The organism is Bradyrhizobium sp. WCU1 (genome assembly GCF_053474805.1).
This window is the reverse complement of sequence record NZ_CM130280.1, coordinates 6,639,137-6,655,286: the sequence shown is the minus strand read 5'-3', so window position 1 is coordinate 6,655,286 and position 16,150 is coordinate 6,639,137. Positions and strand designations below refer to the sequence as shown.

Annotated in this window: 17 protein-coding genes and 1 riboswitch; of the genes, 4 read left to right on the top strand and 13 right to left on the bottom strand. The window is 65.8% G+C overall.

From position 1 onward, the window contains the following. Positions 1 to 60: 60 nt before the first annotated feature. Entirely contained in the window at positions 61 to 924 is an 864-nt protein-coding gene (locus tag ACTUWL_RS31125) for a bifunctional 5,10-methylenetetrahydrofolate dehydrogenase/5,10-methenyltetrahydrofolate cyclohydrolase (protein WP_021080608.1), read from the bottom strand. Positions 925 to 939: 15 nt separating this feature from the next. Continuing rightward, a riboswitch (ZMP/ZTP riboswitch) is annotated at positions 940 to 1,019 on the bottom strand. Positions 1,020 to 1,237: 218 nt separating this feature from the next. Here ACTUWL_RS31125 and ACTUWL_RS31120 point away from each other — a divergent pair. Then, on the top strand, positions 1,238 to 1,651 hold the full coding sequence (locus ACTUWL_RS31120; RefSeq protein ID WP_021080609.1) for a hypothetical protein: 414 nt from the start codon (positions 1,238 to 1,240) through the stop codon (positions 1,649 to 1,651). Positions 1,652 to 1,724: 73 nt separating this feature from the next. Here the strand turns inward: ACTUWL_RS31120 and ACTUWL_RS31115 are convergent, their stop codons facing one another. Then, on the bottom strand, positions 1,725 to 2,258 hold the full coding sequence (locus ACTUWL_RS31115) for a hypothetical protein (protein ID WP_021080610.1): 534 nt from the start codon (positions 2,256 to 2,258) through the stop codon (positions 1,725 to 1,727). Between the two features lie 218 nt (positions 2,259 to 2,476). After that, a complete protein-coding gene (locus ACTUWL_RS31110; protein ID WP_021080611.1) occupies positions 2,477 to 3,103 on the bottom strand; it encodes a hypothetical protein in 627 nt (208 codons plus the stop codon). A 244-nt stretch (positions 3,104 to 3,347) separates the two neighbouring features. On the opposite strand from ACTUWL_RS31110, the gene ACTUWL_RS31105 reads away from it, so the two are divergent. Further along, positions 3,348 to 3,734 (top strand): VOC family protein, encoded by a 387-nt coding sequence (locus ACTUWL_RS31105; RefSeq protein ID WP_035652437.1) that lies wholly within the window; start codon positions 3,348 to 3,350, stop codon positions 3,732 to 3,734. A 15-nt stretch (positions 3,735 to 3,749) separates the two neighbouring features. Here the strand turns inward: ACTUWL_RS31105 and ACTUWL_RS31100 are convergent, their stop codons facing one another. Beyond that, positions 3,750 to 4,106 (bottom strand): hypothetical protein, encoded by a 357-nt coding sequence (locus tag ACTUWL_RS31100; protein WP_035652402.1) that lies wholly within the window; start codon positions 4,104 to 4,106, stop codon positions 3,750 to 3,752. A 341-nt stretch (positions 4,107 to 4,447) separates the two neighbouring features. Between ACTUWL_RS31100 and ACTUWL_RS31095 the strand changes: the two genes are divergently transcribed. Continuing rightward, entirely contained in the window at positions 4,448 to 4,798 is a 351-nt protein-coding gene (locus ACTUWL_RS31095) for a GrlR family regulatory protein (protein WP_021080614.1), read from the top strand. An 87-nt stretch (positions 4,799 to 4,885) separates the two neighbouring features. Next, a complete protein-coding gene (locus tag ACTUWL_RS31090) occupies positions 4,886 to 6,151 on the top strand; it encodes an MFS transporter (RefSeq protein ID WP_021080615.1) in 1,266 nt (421 codons plus the stop codon). Positions 6,152 to 6,406: 255 nt separating this feature from the next. Here ACTUWL_RS31090 and ACTUWL_RS31085 read toward each other — a convergent pair whose 3' ends face one another. The 9 genes from ACTUWL_RS31085 to ACTUWL_RS31045 all read right to left on the bottom strand — a co-directional run bounded on the left by ACTUWL_RS31085 (position 6,407) and on the right by ACTUWL_RS31045 (position 16,025). Then, complete coding sequence (locus ACTUWL_RS31085) at positions 6,407 to 6,628, bottom strand: hypothetical protein (RefSeq protein WP_021080616.1); 222 nt, start codon at positions 6,626 to 6,628, stop codon at positions 6,407 to 6,409. Between the two features lie 15 nt (positions 6,629 to 6,643). After that, positions 6,644 to 9,325, bottom strand: a complete 2,682-nt coding sequence (locus ACTUWL_RS31080; protein ID WP_021080617.1) for a PAS domain S-box protein — start codon at positions 9,323 to 9,325, stop codon at positions 6,644 to 6,646. A 165-nt stretch (positions 9,326 to 9,490) separates the two neighbouring features. Beyond that, a complete protein-coding gene (locus ACTUWL_RS31075; RefSeq protein ID WP_021080618.1) occupies positions 9,491 to 10,399 on the bottom strand; it encodes a DMT family transporter in 909 nt (302 codons plus the stop codon). A 165-nt stretch (positions 10,400 to 10,564) separates the two neighbouring features. Then, positions 10,565 to 11,362 carry an NUDIX hydrolase gene (locus tag ACTUWL_RS31070; protein WP_021080619.1) on the bottom strand — a complete coding sequence of 266 codons (798 nt, stop codon included), beginning with the start codon at positions 11,360 to 11,362 and terminating at the stop codon, positions 10,565 to 10,567. A gap of 3 nt (positions 11,363 to 11,365) precedes the next feature. Continuing rightward, positions 11,366 to 12,322, bottom strand: a complete 957-nt coding sequence (locus ACTUWL_RS31065) for a dihydrodipicolinate synthase family protein (protein WP_021080620.1) — start codon at positions 12,320 to 12,322, stop codon at positions 11,366 to 11,368. 135 nt (positions 12,323 to 12,457) lie between these two features. Then, positions 12,458 to 13,336: an SDR family oxidoreductase gene (locus ACTUWL_RS31060; RefSeq protein ID WP_021080621.1), complete on the bottom strand. Its 879-nt coding sequence runs from the start codon at positions 13,334 to 13,336 to the stop codon at positions 12,458 to 12,460. Positions 13,337 to 13,414: 78 nt separating this feature from the next. After that, complete coding sequence (locus ACTUWL_RS31055) at positions 13,415 to 14,275, bottom strand: MaoC family dehydratase (RefSeq protein ID WP_021080622.1); 861 nt, start codon at positions 14,273 to 14,275, stop codon at positions 13,415 to 13,417. A gap of 203 nt (positions 14,276 to 14,478) precedes the next feature. Then, complete coding sequence (locus ACTUWL_RS31050) at positions 14,479 to 14,868, bottom strand: Zn-ribbon domain-containing OB-fold protein (RefSeq protein WP_021080623.1); 390 nt, start codon at positions 14,866 to 14,868, stop codon at positions 14,479 to 14,481. Then, on the bottom strand, positions 14,868 to 16,025 hold the full coding sequence (locus tag ACTUWL_RS31045; protein ID WP_021080624.1) for a thiolase domain-containing protein: 1,158 nt from the start codon (positions 16,023 to 16,025) through the stop codon (positions 14,868 to 14,870). Before ACTUWL_RS31045 ends, ACTUWL_RS31050 begins: the two co-directional genes overlap by 1 nt. Between the last annotated feature and the right edge of the window lie 125 nt (positions 16,026 to 16,150).

Genomic DNA, 16,150 nt, shown 5'->3' with positions numbered 1-16,150 from the left:
CCTGCGCGAATCCGAGACGCGAGCAGGACCGGCCGCGCGCCTTTGAGCGCGCATCCCGCGCTATTGCAGCCGCGCCGCCCTCGCCTTGGCGGCCTTCACGGTGTTCTCCATCAGGCAGGCGATCGTCATCGGGCCGACACCGCGCGGCACCGGCGTGATCGCACCGGCGACCTGCAACGCCTCGTCGAACGAGACATCGCCGCACACCGCATAACCGCCGTCCGGCTTCTCGACGCGCGTGGTCCCGACGTCGATCACGATGGCCTGCGGCTTGATCCAGTCGCCGCGCACGAGCCCGGCCTTGCCCACCGCGCTGACCAGGATATCGGCCTGCCGGCAGATGCTGCTGATGCCACGGGTGTGGACGTGGGTCTGCGTCACGGTCGCCTGCTCCTGCAGCAACAGCGCGGCCATCGGCTTGCCGACGATGTTGGAGCTGCCGATCACCACGGCATGCGCGCCGGTGAGATCGGGGCGGATCGATTTGATCAGCCTGAGACAGCCGAGCGGCGTGCACGGCACCAGCGCATCGTCGCCGTGAAAAAGCCGGCCCGCGTTCAGGGCGTGCAGGCCGTCGACATCCTTTGCGGGATCGACCGCGGCCATCACCCGCAGGGCGTCGATATGCGCCGGCAGCGGCAGCTGGATCAGGATGCCGTCGATGTCGTCGCGCCCGTTGAGCGCCACGATCCGGGCAAGCAGATCGGCCTCGCTGGCGTCGTCCGGCAGGCGCTCGACCTCGCCGCGCAGGCCAAGCCGCTCGGCCATCCTGACCTTGCTCTGCACGTAGATCTGGCTCGCCGCGTCACAGCCAACCAGCACGACCGCAAGCCCCGGCGCGCGGGGCAGTCGGTCCAGTTCACTCGCAACCTTGTCGATGACAATTTGGGCATGCGCATGCCCATCAAGAATGTTCGCCGTCATGGCACCTCCGTTTCGAAGCGGTGCCCAGGCGCGCGGCGTTCAGTCTCTGCGCTCCCCGATGGTGGTCCATCCAAGCGCCAGTCGCGCAGATGGCGCCGTCATAGCCGTCCGGCCCGGCAAAGGCAAATCACGCTCGGTTGCGGCCGGACCGGCGACGAATTGCCCCTGTTCTTGCCAGTGGATCGGCGGCGGGCGGGGCGTCCCTGGGGGTAGGATTCGGGCAAAACTTGCGATAAGCCTCGGCGCTTGCCGGGCTTTTCCGATCCCCGGCGCCATCCCTTCCGGTCATCACGCCATTTCGGACATTTTCAACATGAGACATATCATCTTCGCGCTGGCGCTCCTCTGCCCGGCAGCCGCGCTTGCCCAAGGCACCACTCCAGCCACCACGCCACCCGCTGCCGCCGACAAGCCGGCGGGCGCGCAGCCGATGGTGGGCGACAAGCCGCTGGTCCAGGTCGGCAAGAAGTCAGCCGGCAAGAAGGGCGAGAAGGCTGCCACGCCCGGTAAGCCGCAATCGGCCGCGCAGAAGCTTCAGGCCTGCCAGGACATCGACGACGCCACCAAGGAGCGGTTGATGTGCTACGATGAGATCTTCAAGCCGCAGCCCAAGCCGAAGGCCGCCCCCGCCAAGGGCGTCAACGAATGCCGGTTCGTAAAGGAAGAGGACGAGCGGCTGACCTGCTACAACGGCTTCGCCGACAAGATTCCGCGCCTGCCGCGCTAACCCGCCTGATCATGCGGACATGAAAAAGCCGCCGCAAGCATTTGCGACGGCATATCGGTTGCCGGCTGCGGCCCTACCAGGTGCCGAAACCGCCAAAGAAGCCCATGCGCGGCTGCTGCTGTGCAACGCGGTAAGGCTGATACGTGCCGGGCTGCGCCAGCCGCATCGGCTGCTGGGGATGGGCATGGTAACGCGCAACCTTGTGCTTCTTCGCCGCCTGCGGCTGGGCCTGCGCCGGCTGCTCGGCTGGCTTAGCGTCGGCTACGACTGCGCCCTTGCGCGCGTCAGCCTTCTCCGGCGGAATGAACTGGGCGAAGGTGTCGCGGACGCGGGCCTGTGCCGAGGCGTCGCCGGCAGCCGCCGGGCTCGTCGCGGCGACCGCGTTGACCTGCGCCGGAACGATGGTCGGCAGGTTGGTATCGTAGACCACCCGCTCAGGCAGCTTTTGGGTCGACCTGATCCGGACCATGGTCTTGTCGACGCCCGGCGATGAGATGGTCTGGCTTTGGCCGGGAACTACGGCCTCCTGCGGCACAATGGCGTTGACGACGAAGAGCAGCGCGAGCAGCACTCCACCAACGAACAGGAAATAACGCGCCACAGGCATCTTGGTAGCTCCCCCCGCGCCACGGGCGCGGTTCATCTCGGCGCGACGACATCAGTCATCGCGCGGGCGAATTCATCGTCTGCGCATGATTACCCGGACAGTCGCCATCCCGCGCTTCCGGGCCGTTCACTAACGGTCGGCTTACTAGTTAGTTCCTGCCTGGCCGTTACGGTTCACCCGGCAAGTCAATTCCCGGTCACTTTTTCGGGATGCAGGGTTTAGGCGCGGCTGGCGGTCACGACGGAGCATTTCGCCTTGTTTGCGTTAACATTTACGAACCCGATTAACATCTGCGAGTAGGTCTTCCGGCTCTTCATGGCGATGGTGTCCGGGATGAGCCGCTTGCGCTCGGTCATAGGGCTGCCGTCGCGGCGGATGAAGGCGCAGGCGATCTCGATATCCTTGACCGCGAAATCGTTGGCGTTGCGCAGTGTCAGCGTGACCAGCATCTTCGAACCCAGCCCGCCGCGGCGCCACGATTGCGAGGCGATCCGCACCCTGTTCAGCGGCGATCGTTCGGCGCCCGGGCCGGGCTGCCTCAACTCCTCGGCCGGCTGCGGGGCAGCGGCCATGCCGACCGTGGCCGGCTCATCGGCCGGTACGGCCAGCCCCTCTCTTGCGGCCTGGGCGGGCTGCGCCCCGGTCGGCACATCCTGTGCGGTGCGGATGGTGGCTGAAGGCACCGGCCAGATGTCTTGATCTCCGCCGTCGCTCGGCTCGGGGAGCATGAACCAGGCGACAATTCCGGCGATGGCGATCAGCGACAGCAGCATGCTGGCGTAGAAGCGGCCGTCAGCGAGACGTCCGGCCGCAACATGTCGAAACGACGCCAAACCGATCCGCATCGTCGTGCCCTCACCCTCGACGCTCGATCAAGCCGCCCCATCGCCGCAGGCGGCATCCAGGACGGCCGCAGGTCGAGCGGCCACGCGAGAACAATCGCCGCCGGACGGAATGGTTTCATACCGGTACGACAATCTTGCGACGTACTGCACGGAGTGGCATCAGGGCTGGCCGCTCGCTAGATTTGCGCTGCACGGGAGCGAGTGCCGCGCACCCGAGCGGCGCGAGAACAACAAGGAGATCGCAATGCCCGTCGTCGTCACGTGGGACCACGTCCATCTGCGCAGTCCCGATCCCGAAGCCACAGCGACCTGGCTGCGCGACATTCTCGGCGGCGAGATCGTCCGCGGCCCCGGCCGCATCGACGTCCAACTCGGCGGCGCCAGGGTTTTCATTGCGGAGGTGACGCAAGGCGACGGCGTCAATGCCCCGCCGGTGACGCCCTATCAGGGGCTCGATCATTTCGGGCTGTCGGTGAAGGACATCGACGCGGTCGCGGCCGAGATCAAGGCCAAGGGCGTCGAGTTCACCAAGGAGCCGACCACGATCCGCCCCGGCGTACGGATCTGCTTCATCCGCGGCCCGCAGGGCATCTCGATCGAACTGCTCGAGCGCGACAAGAAGTACGTGTGAGCGACGATTGCCTCGCTACGTCATGCTACCCGGCATGAAACAGCGGATCGTCACGCCCATGTAGCTCTTGATCGGCCACACCATCGCGCGGCCGGCCCGGTTGGGCTCGGTGACCACGGCCTCGTCGGGCACGTCAATCCACGTCCCGTCGAGGCGCACGCGATAGTGTCCGTTCTTCGATTCCCAATCGACATCGCTGACCGCACTGCCGTCGGCATCCGAGCAGCACGGCCCCTTGCCGCTACGCAGACCGTCGAACCATTCCTTCAGCGGCGAATTGGCGTAGCGGCCGTCAGGATCACGCGCCTGTGCAAGCTGCGCAGCGGCGACCGACGTAAGCGCGACCAGACCAAGCGACAGAAACACTCTCATGCGGCCGCGACGACGGTCAACCAAGGTTCCGGGCAAGATTCTGGGCTCGTCGTTCCGGCCTGCCAAGCGGCCGCCAGCTTCCAACCTGTCTGTCATGTATGTTGCTCCAGCACTCACCGGCCAGTGCAACCAGAGCCATGCATTTCGCGGGCCAGTTCGATTCGCGCGCACGGTCCGCTGTCATCGCGCCGTCACACCGCCTGGCAGGAACCGAGGGTTCACGGCTTCTCCGGACCCCCCCCCCCCGGAATCAACCTGCCGCATTGCACGAGGTTGCTCGCTTTGGCATAAAAAACCAATCCGGATTGCTGCGGGCGCGGCAGCCGGTCCAATGGAACGTTATGAAGAACGGGCTGTACTCAATCCACGTCACCCTGCTGGACGGACGCGTCGGCAAGGGCAGCGGGGTGATTCTCTTCCGCGACGGGCAGATTCTCGGCGGCGACGGCTATCTCTATTACACCGGCAGCTACACGGTGAAAGGTGACGCGTTCAAGGGCGAGATCCTCGTGCAACGCCACACCACGCCGCGCGACACCGATAATCCGTTGTTCGGCGGACCCGCGCCGGTCGGCATCGGCGTCTCCGGCACCTTCACTGACACCCGCGGCACCATGAGTGGAACCGCGCTGGTCGGCAAGGCGAGCCTGATCTTCGGCGCAACGCTGCACAAGCTCGCGGATATCAATTAGCGGTTCGGCAGTCGCAGCACGGTTCCCGTCATTGCGAGGAGCGAAGCGACGAAGCAATCCATCGCTCGGCATGGGAAAGACAATGGATTGCTTCGCTTCGCTCGCAATGATGCCGGGCGCCAGCAGGCCACGACCCTCAGCGCGCTCGGCTCGGCGCGTGCGGCTGCCGGCGTGCTCGCATTCGTGATCGGCGGAGTGTTTGGAACCTATATCGGCTGGCGGCCTGCGTTCGGAATCCTGATCGCGGTGTCGGCGATCGTCTTCCTGCTGAGCTTTCGCTTGAAGCCGGACCGCGGCCGCCCCGACATCGAGATTGATCTGGTTGGCGTCGCCCTCGCCGCCGGCGCGATCATTCTGATCAGCTTCGGATTCAACAATCTCATCGGCTGGGGGCTGGCGCTCGCCCGTCCCAACGCGCCGTTCGATCTCTTGGGCGTTTCGCCGGCGCCGATCATGATCGTGATCGGCATCGTGCTCGGACAGGCATTTCTAAGCTGGACGCACCGGCAGCAGGCCGCGGGAAAAACTCCGCTGCTGGCACTGGAGGTGATCGACTCGCCTGAGGAGCGCTGCGCGGTCTATGCGCTGTTCACGGTGGTCGCGCTGGAGGCTGCACTGAACTTCACGGTGCCGCTCTACATCCAGATCGTGCAGGGACGCTCGCCGATCGCCACAGCGATCGCGATGATGCCGTTCAACCTCACGGTCTTCTTCTCGGCGATGCTGATCGTCAATCTCTACGACAGATTGACACCGCGTCAGATCGGACGTTTCGGCTTTGCGCTCTGCACCATCGCGCTGCTGTGGCTCGCCTTCGTCGTGCGCAACGACTGGAGCGAGATTCCCGTTCTTTTTGGTCTCGTCCTGTTCGGCATCGGCCAGGGCTCCCTGGTGACGCTGCTGTTCAACGTCCTGGTGACGGCCTCGCCCAAGGTGCTTGCGGGGGACGTCGGGTCCTTGCGCGGAACCACGCAAAACCTCGCGGCCGCGGTAGGTACGGCGGTCGCCGGCGCACTTCTCGTTGGTCTGCTGAGCACCATCGCCCTCGGCAAGATCACGGCCAGCCCGGTGCTGACGAAGGAGCTGCAAAGCCAGGTCGACCTCGACAACATCACTTTCGTCAGCAATGACCGGCTGCGCAGCGTGCTCGAAGCCACGAGCGGCACGCCACAGCAGGTCGAGGAAGCGGTCCGGGTCAACACCGAAGCTCGGCTGCGGGCGCTGAAGATCGGGCTGTTGATCATGGCCGGGCTCGCCCTCCTCGCGGTCATTCCGGCAGGGCAGCTGCCGAACTACCGGCCGGGAGAGATTCCGGATGACAACGCGGCAGGCCACCGCGAACGAACCAGCTGATCCACGCCGGCCTGGCCGGCAAATCCATGCGCATCACCTGCTGGAGCAAGACAACGACGTCCCGGCAACAACGGAAGGAGCAAGCCATGCATGACATCGATCGCCGGACGGCACTGCGGAGCATGCTCGGCGGTGTCGTTGCCGCAGGCCTCGGTACAAGCCTGTTGGCGGAGAGCGCGAAGGCGCTGCCGCTGGCGCTGGAAAAGGACCTCGCCGCCGGGGCAGACGATGCCGGGCCGCCCGTTCATAGGGTTGCTACCAGCCGGCGACCGCGGCCACGGCCGCCACCGCGACCACCGCGCCGCCGCCATTGGCATCGCCGGCGACGCTGGTCCTGCTGGTGGCATCGCGGCCGTCGTCGCTGCGGGTGGCGCTGGTGATCCCAGGCGCGACTCCCTGCTCCGCTCGAACGGCACGGATCGCGGCGCCGGCCAATCCGCCACGCGTTTTCTGGCCGGGAATTGAGGAAGATAACATGGCGACGGCGCCTGCCTACTCCGCGGCCTGCTCCAGCGGGGCGACGCGCGGCAGGATCATCTGGATGCGCGTGCCGTTGCCCGGCGCGGATTCGAGCGAGAGCCGGCCGCCGAGCCGGGTGGTGACGATGCTGTAGACGATGTGCAGCCCGAGCCCGGTGCCACCCTGGTCGCGCCGCGTCGTGAAGAACGGATCGAACGCGCGGCGGCGGACGTCGAGGCTCATGCCGCAGCCATTGTCTGCGAAGATCACCTCGACATTGTCGCCGCCTGCGGCACGAACCTGGATCTCGACCTCGCCGGGCTTGCCGTCCGGGAACGCGTGCGCGACCGCATTGAGGAACAGATTGGTCAGCACCTGGCCATACGGTCCGGGATAGGAATTCATGATCAGGTTGGGCTCGCAATCGACGTTGAGCGTCAGATTGTGCTTGCGCAGGCCGGGCCGCAGGCTCATCACCACCTGCTCGGTGAGATCGCCGAGATCGAAGGTGCGCTGGTCGGAATAGTTGCGGTCGGCGGCGACCTGCTTGAACGACTGGATCAGCTCCGCGGCGCGGTTCAGATTGGCGACGAGCTGCGACGACGCATCCCGCGCCGTGTTCAGGAAATCGTTGAGGCTGGAGCGGCGCAGGTCGCCGCGCTCGACCTGGGCCTCGAAGTTCGCGGTCTTGCGCTCCAGTGCGGATGCCACCGTCAGGCTGATGCCGACGGGATTGTTGACCTCATGTGCGACCCCGGCCACCAGGCGGCCGAGCGCGGCGAGTTTCTCGGCCTCGATCAGCGAGTTCTGGGTTTCCCGCAGGTTGCGCAGCGCCGCCTCGGCGGAATCCCTCGCCTTGCGCATCTCCTGCTCGGACCGCTTGCGCTCGCCGATGTCGAGCGCCACCGTGACGATGTTCTCGATCTCGCCCTGCGCATCGAGGATCGGCAGCTTGTTGACCAGCCATTGCCGCATGTTGCCTGCGGCGTCCTTGTACTCTTCCTCATAGAAGCCGAGCTCGCGCCGCGCCGACAACACGCGCTTGTCGTTCTCGTCGGTCTTGGCGGCGCCGTAGCGCTGCATCAGCTCGGCGGTGGTCTGGCCGATCGCATCCTGCGGCTCGATGCCGAATATCCCCGCCATGTAGCGGTTCATCAGCACGTAGCGAAGATTGCGCTCCTTGACGTTGATGACGGCGGGCACCGTGTCGATCACCATCTGCAGCAGCCGGCGGCCCTCGGCGATGGCATCTTCGGCGCGCTTCTGGTCGGTGATGTCACGCACCGTGCCCTCGTAGCGGACCACCTCGCCCTCGTCGTTGCGCACGACGGTCGCGGAATCGGACAGCCAAAGCACCGTGCCGTCACGCGAGCGCACCTGATATTCGTAGTCACGCACCGTGCCGTCGCGCGCCATCAATTTCTGGTACTGCTCCCGCGCCGCCGGATCGACATAGACCGTGGAGGCGATGTCGCCGATGCCGTTGATCAGGTCCTGCGGCGTGGCATAACCCATCATCCGCGCCAGCGCCGGGTTGGCGTTGAGCAGCGTGCCGCCCGGCGTCGTGACGTAGATCCCGTCGACGGATGCCTCGAACAGCTTGTGATAGCTCTCCTCGGCGAGCCGCTGCTCGGCGAGCGCGCGCAGAGCGGCCTCGCGCGCGCTGTCGGCGTCGACCAGGGTCTGGCGGAACACCTCGGCGGCGCGCGCGATGTCGCCGATCTCGTTGTCGAGGTCGGCGCCGGGAATGAACGCGCTCTTCTCGCCGCCCGCGACCTTGCGGATCGAGCCGGCGATCCGGGCCAGCGGGCGGACGGTGCGGCGCACCACCAGCACCGACGCGAACAGGCCGATCAGCACGCCCGCGGTGCCGAGCACGATGCTCTGCCATTTCGCTTCAGCCAATGTCCGCGCAAAATCGCGCGACAGCACATGGCCGCGGCGCGAGCTGAGCTCCCGCAACAGCTCGGTGACCTTCTGAATCAACACGCCTTCGGCGCCGAGCACTTCGCGGTCGATGTCGGCGATCTGGCCCTCGCGCACCGAGATCGCGCTGATCGCCTCGGCATAGTTGTCGACGGCACTGCGCAGGGCGGGATCGGCGATGGTCATCGCCCGCATGCTTTGCGCAGCCTGCTCGGCGGCCGACGTGTTGTGCGCCAGCAATGCGGTGGCGATGCGGCTCTGAATCTGCGACAGCGTGTTCGCAAGCGTGGCGTCGTTGCTCTCGACGACCGCCTTGTCGAACGCGTCGCGCAGCGGCGGCAGTCCGGCGACGATCTCGGCGCGGCGGCTGAGCAGGGCCGAGATTCGCTCGATCCCGCTGCGATAGGTCGCCAGCCGCTGGGTGACGCCGTCGATCATGTCCTGCTGCTCGGGCGCCAGTTCGATCCGGGTTTTCTTCAGAATCTCGCTCAGCGACTGGGCCGCCTGCGCGACCTGGGCCGACTGGGTGCCGGGCTCGGTGACGAAATCCCGCGCCGCCAGCCGCAGCTCGTTGGTGCGCCGGTCGATGTCCTCGGCGATGTCGCCGACGCTTTGCAGCCGTTGCAGCTCGGCAAAGGTCGTATCGATGTGCCGAATCGCGATCACGCTGGCCGTGGACGTGATGATGATCACAGCCAGGACCAGCAGGAAGCTGCCGAACGTGAGCTGGCCAATCGAGAGGGAGAACGCACGCGGCGCTTGCGAATTCGGCGGCGATTCAGCGGTCATGTCATCAAGGCCGGGGATCCAATGCGCCCCAATATACGGGAAGTTACGGGCTTTGGGGAAACATGCTGAGGGGGCCCGGGCCGGCCGGCGGTGTGACCGGTGTCACCCTGTTAACCACCCGCGGCCGATTCCGGCCCCACCGTCGCGTCAGGTGCGGCGACGGCCTCAGGCCGTGCCGGTCCTTCGCGGTGGAATGGTCATCGCGGCGACGCCGATCACCACGCAGGCGAGCCCGATCCACGCCGTCGGGCCGAGCCGCTCCCCCAAAAATGCAACGCTGAGCGCAACCCCGATCGGCACTCGCAGATAGGCCTGCGCGGTGGTGCCGACCGAGCCGAGGGTCTGGATCAGGCGGAAGTAGATCACGAAGGCGATCGCCGTCGAGAACACCGCAAGCGCCAGCAGGGCGAGCAGCGAACTGGTCGACGGCGCCAGCGTCCAGGGCCGTTCGACGGCGAGGCTGAGCGGGAGAAGGATCGCAGCACCCGCGATCAGCGAGCCCGCCGCCGGCGCCATCGGATCGAGCCCCTTGAAGCCGCGGCTGAAGATCGCCGCGCAGGCGTAGCAGATGGTGGCGGCGACGATCGCGACCTCGGCCACGATGCCCTGCCCGAGATCGCGGAAGGCATCGACGCCGACGATCAGGCAGATGCCGGCCATCCCTGATATCACCCCGAACAGCTTGCGCGGGCTCGCGGCCTCATGGCGGGTGATCGCGACGGTGAACAGGAAGGTGAAGATGGGCGAAGCCGAATTGAGAATGGTGGCGAGCCCGGCATCGACGAAGCGTTCGCCCCAGGCAATCAGCGTCCACGGGATCACGCTGTTGAGGCAGGCCTGGAAGATGAAGCGGCGCCAGGTCGGACCGTCCGTCGACATGGTTACGCCGCGCATCCGCATGATGACGACGAGCAGCAGGCCTGCGATCGCGGTGCGCGCCGCGATCAGTGTGATCGGCGGGATGGTGGCCACGCCGAGCTTGATGAAGGTGTAGGAGCCGCCCCAGAGCGTGGCGAGCGCCAGCAGCAAGGCGAGCTCGAAGGCCATGTTGGGCTGGCGTGGAGTGGTGGTCATCGCCTGAGGATTCCGTCTTGGTGGTGAGACGGAATCTACAGCGCCGGAGGTATTGATACTTCGATACAGGCCGAAATGTGGAGACGCGTTTCTCGATTGTCGTCCCGGCTTTCGCCGAGACGACATCGAATGGGTCTGGCCGTCCGCGATCTCTCGAGCGGGCGCCTACCCCATCGCGCCGACGTCGAACACCTCGCCGTCGTAGCCCGCTTCCTTGGGGATGCGGAGCTGGCGGCCGGTGGCGGTCTTGGTCATGACGGGGGTCACGGTCACGATCGACATTTTCTTGGCGTCATCAAGCGCAGCGTCGACATTCGGCTGCTTGCCGAGCCGGATCAGATTGCGGGTGGTCGGGAACGGCAGCTTGAAGCGGCCGCTCTCGCCACCCTCGAGCGCCTCGCGCGTCGATACCCAGATCGAATCGGTCGATTCCTTGCCGTCATGCGCACCGAGCTGTTCGGGCGGCGCCGCGGCCAGGAAGAACCAGGTGTCGAAACGCTTCGGCATGCCCTCCGGCGTGATCCAATGCGCGTAGGGCACGAGTTCATCGAGCGCGAGCACCATGCCGTTGTCGGTGAGCACCTTGAGGAAGCTGATCTTGCCTTCGTTCAGCGCCGTACGATGCGCGGTCGCGATCTCGTTCGCACGCCTGGCATCGACCAGATCCTTCGACCCCCGCGGCCGCGCCAGCAGGATGCCGCTCTCTTCAAACGTCTCGCGGATCGCAGCGATCCGGAAACCCAGCGCGTCGCCGTCGAGCCCGTCCCCGCCCGAATAGAGCGCGGGGTTGGCGGCGATCTCCTTGTCGTTCTTGTCGACGCTGCCGCCGGGGAACACCAGTGCGCCCGAGTTGAACTCGATCTGGTGATGGCGGACCATCATGAAGACTTCTATGTCGCTGCTGCTGCCGTCACGGAGCAGCAACACGGTCGAGGCAAGGCGCGGGGCAACGATCTCGATCATCACTTAGCCTGCAGCACTGGATTGCGGTTGCAGATTGGCGCGGCGGTCGACGCGTGCCACGCGGGAGAGCAGATAGTCGACCTCGGCCCTCGCCTGCGGCGTGATCACCGCACCCGGCTTGCGCTGGGCGCTGGACGAGATGATGCCGCGCTTCTGCAGCACGTATTTGCGCACGGTGAGACCGACGCCCGGCTGCTGCTCGTAGCGGATCAGCGGCAGATGCGCGTCGAACAGGTCGTGCGCCGCGTCACGCTTGCCCGCCTTCGACAGATTGACGACGTCGATCAACAGTTCGGGGAAAGCGTAGCCCGTCATCGCGCCGTCGGCGCCGCGCTCCATCTCGAAATCGAGGAACAGGCCGCCATTGCCGACCAGGATCGACAGCGGCCGCAGCGAGCCGTCCTTCTGGAAGTTGCGCAGCGTCGAGATCTTCTCCAGGCCCGGCCAGTCCTCGTGCTTGAGCATCACGCAGGATGGCGAGTCCATCACGATCTTGCGGATCACGGCGGGCGTGAATTGGACGGTCAAGGTCAGCGGATAGTCCTGCAGCACCCAGGGAATGTCGTCGCCGACCGCTTCCTGCGCCTGCTTGAAATAGCCAATGATCTGGTCGTCGGTGCGCAGATGCGGCGGCGGCGCGATCATGACGCCAGCGGCGCCCGCATCCATCGACTTCCTGGCCAGCGAGCGCATCGTGGCGAAGCCCGGCGCCGAGACGCCGACGATCACCTGCAGCTTCTTGGCGCGCTTGACGAAGCGCAGCGCGACCTGCTCCGCCTCGGCGGCATCGAGCTTCGGCGCCTCGCCCAGAATGCCCAGCACCGTGACGCCGTCGCAGCCGACCTCGGTGTAGAAATCGGTCAGCCGGTCGATCGATGCCTCGTCGATGCGGCCGTCGTCGTGGAACGGGGTCGGCGCGATCGCAAAGGTTCCTGCGGCCTGGGCGGTGAGCTTGGTCATGGGTGCCTCGTCTGTTTCCCCCCTCTATACAGGGTCATTCCGGGATGCGCCACTTGGCGCAGGCCCGGAATCCATACTCACGATCGTGGTTATGGATTCCGGGCTCACGCTTCGCGTGCCCCGGAATGACGAGGGTCAGAACCGTCGCGCGCCCATCTTGATCTGCTCCTCGGAGAAGAAGATCTCCTTGGCGTGGGTGGCGATATCTTCGGCCTTCCAGCCGGTAAAGGGCGGCTTCCAGCCCTCCATTTCCATCATCCGCATCTCGCGGACGCCGCGCGGGCCGGAGACGCCGAGCACCTTGCCGGTTTGGTCGCCCGACAGATCGCTGACCATGTAGAGCACGGCCGGCGCGATGCCGTCCGGACCGAGCGCCGCGCCAGGGTTCTCCTTGTAGCGGGGCAGGTCCGCGGTCATGCGGGTCAGCGCGCCCGGCGCCAGCGTCCAGATCCGGATGTTGTACTTGCGGCCCTCGATCGCCAGCACGTTTGAGAGGCCCCAGATGCCGCCCTTGGCCGCGCCGTAATTGGTCTGGCCGAAATTGCCGATCAGGCCCGAGGTCGAGGAGGTGTTGACGATGACGCCGCCGCCATTGTCGCGCATCCATTTGAATACCGGCTGGGTGCAGCAGAAGGTGCCCTTCAGATGCACCTTCATCACCCTGTCCCAGTTGGCTTCCTTGGCCTTGTGGAAGGTCTCGTCGAGCAGGATGCCGGCGTTGTTGACCAGGATGTCTGCGCGGCCGAAATGCTTGATGGCATCGTCGAACACCGACTGGCCGCCGGCCATCGTCGAGATGTCGGCACCGTTGGCGACGGCGCGGCCGCCCTCGGCCTTGATCGCGTCGACCACCTTGTCGGCCATCGACTTGTCGGAGCCCGAGCCGTCACGCGGGCCGCCGAGATCGTTGACCACGACGGCCGCGCCCTCGCGCGCGAACAGTTTTGCGTAGGCCTCACCCAGTCCGCCGCCCGCACCTGTGATCAGCGCCACCTTGCCGTCGAGTAATCCCATGGTTGTTTCTCCGTTGTGTTCTTTCTTCTTCACCTCTCCCCGCGAAGAGCGGGGCGAGGGAGACGCCGGCCGTCGCGGCTACGCCAGCACCGTCTTGCCGCTCTTGATCACGGTGACGCCGCGCGATTTCACCTTGGCCTCGAACGACACCACGTTGCCGTCCTTCCACAGCTCCATGGTCACGGTCTCACCGGGAAACACCGGCGAGGAGAACCGGGCCGCGTGCTGCTTGAAGGCCGACGGATCATAGTCCGCATAGGTCTGCAGCACGCCGCGGCAGGTGATGCCGTAGGTGCACATGCCGTGCAGGATCGGCCGCGGGAAGCCGGCCTTCTTGGCGAATTCCGGATCGGAGTGCAGCGGATTGCGGTCGCCGCAGAGCCGGTAGATCAGCGCCTGGTCGGGCCGCGTGGTGATGTCGACCACCTTGTCCGGCGCACGCTCCGGCACCTTGTGCGGCTCGGGCTGGCCGTCCGATGGTCCGCCGAAGCCGCCATCGCCGCGGGCGAAGCGCGAGGCGACCAGCGTTGCGAGTTTGTCGCCCTTCTCATCCCTAAGCACGGTCTGGTGGCGGATCACCGCGCCCTTGTCCTTGCCCTTGTCGAACACGTCGAGCACGGTCGAGTCGGCCGTGATGTGGGCCGCGGTCGCGAACGGCTTGTGGAAGGTGATGTCGCGCTCACCGTCGACCACCATCACGCGGTTGAGGTTCATCTCACCGGGACCGGCGCCCCATGCTGCGACCGACGCGAATGTCGGCACCACCTTGAGCGGACGCGGCGTCAGCACGCCCTCATTGACGAAGGCGAGCTCCTTCTCGTCCATCGGATCGGCGCCGAGGCCGATGCCATAGGCATAGAGCATCACGTCGCGGTCGCCGTAGCTGTATTTCTGGCCGAGATTCTTCAGGGCCATCAGCTGTTCGTACACGATTGGCATTGTTGTTTTCTCCCCGAATCCATTTTTTCAACTGCGCTGCGGGTTGATGCGCCCTCTCCCCGTGCGGGAGAGGGCTACACCGTTGGCGCAACAAACTCTCTTGGGAGAGGGGTCGCCTCCACAGAGAGATTCGATCCGTGGAGAGACACCCCTCTTCCGGCAGCTGCGCTGCCAGCTTCCCCCGCAAGGGGGGAAGGTACTTTCTAGGCCGGCGTGAAGAACGGCAGCGGAGCGCCGTCGGTCGGCTTCCAGACCACCTTGACCTTCTGGCCGATCTTCACCGTCTCCAGATCGCAATCGACGATGTTGGTCTGCAGCGACGGGCCTTCCTTCAGCGTCACATAGGCGATCGCATAGGGACCGGTCGGCGACTTCCGCATCAGGCTGTAGGTGTAGACCGTGGCCTCGCCGCTCGACTCTTCCCACACCGTCTTGTCGGAGAAGCAGAACGGGCAGATCGCGCGCGGGAAGTAATGCGCTTCGCCGCAGGTGGTGCAGCGCTTGATCATGAACTTGCCCGCCTTCGCCGCTTCCCAGAACGGCGCGGTCTCCGGATTGGTCACCGGGGCATTGTACTTCTTGGCTTCAGACATCACGCACGCTCCAGGATACAGGTTGAGGCGGCGTGGCGAACGCCGAGCAGGCCGCCGGTGCCATGGGCGATCGCGAGGTCGCAGTTCTTCACCTGCACCTTCGGATGCGCCTCGCCGCGCAGCTGGCGGACGGCCTCGAGGATCTTGGTCATGCCGCCGCGGTTGACGGGATGGTTGCTGCACAGCCCGCCGCCGTCGGTGTTGAACGGCAGCTTGCCGACACCCGAGATCAGGTTGCCGTCGGCGACGAACTTGCCGCCCTCGCCCTTCTTGCAGAAGCCGAGGTCTTCGAGCTGCATCAGCACCGTGATGGTGAAGCTGTCGTAGATCGAAGCGTATTTAATGTCCTTCGGCGTCACGCCCGCCTCTTCGAAGGCGCGCGGACCGGACCACACGCCGGCCGAATAGGTCAGGTCGAGATCCTTGCCGCCGCGCGGCCCCTTCGCCGCCTCGCCATGACCGATCAGCCGCACCAGCGGCTTCTTCAGGCTCTTGGCGATCTCCGGTGTGGTGACGATCATCGCGCCGCCACCGTCGGTGACCACGCAGCAATCCATCCGGTGCAGCGGATCCGAGATCATCGGCGAGTTCAACACGTCTTCGACGGTGACGACCTCCTTCAGCATCGCATGCGGATTGTATTGCGCGTGATGCGAGGCCGCGACCTTGATCCAGGCGAGCTGCTCGGAGGTGGTGCCGTAGTCGTGCATATGGCGCATGGCACACATGCCATAGGCATTGTGCGTGGTAGCCCCGTAAGCCAATTCGAAATCGGCCTCGGCGCCGGAGGCGCGCGGCGGCATCGGACCGGTGCGCGGCTTGCCCGCCAGCGTGACCAGCGCGACCGAGCACTTGCCCGCGGCGATCGCCTCGGCGGCGTGGCCGAGATGGATCAGATAGGAACAGCCACCGGTCTCGGTGGAATCGACGTGGCGCAGCTTCCTGGTGTTGAGGCCGAGATAGTCGACCATCGGCCAAAGTCCGCCCGGCGCATCGCCGGCGCAGAAATAGCCGTCGATGTCGTCCTTGGTGAGCCCGGCATCCTCGATCGCGCCCTTGGCGACCTCGGCGTGAAGCTGTGCTGTTGATTTATCGGGTGCATGCCGGGTGGGATGCTCGTAGATCCCGGCAATGTAGGCCTTGCCCTTGATGGTCAAATCGCTCTCCGCTGGCGTTTTTCGCTCCAGCGTTTTTCTGAACCGACGACGCGACCTTGGCAAGCGCGGAAATATTCCGTCAGGCGAGACTGCAATTGACGCGCGATATGCGCGCCCCAAGAACA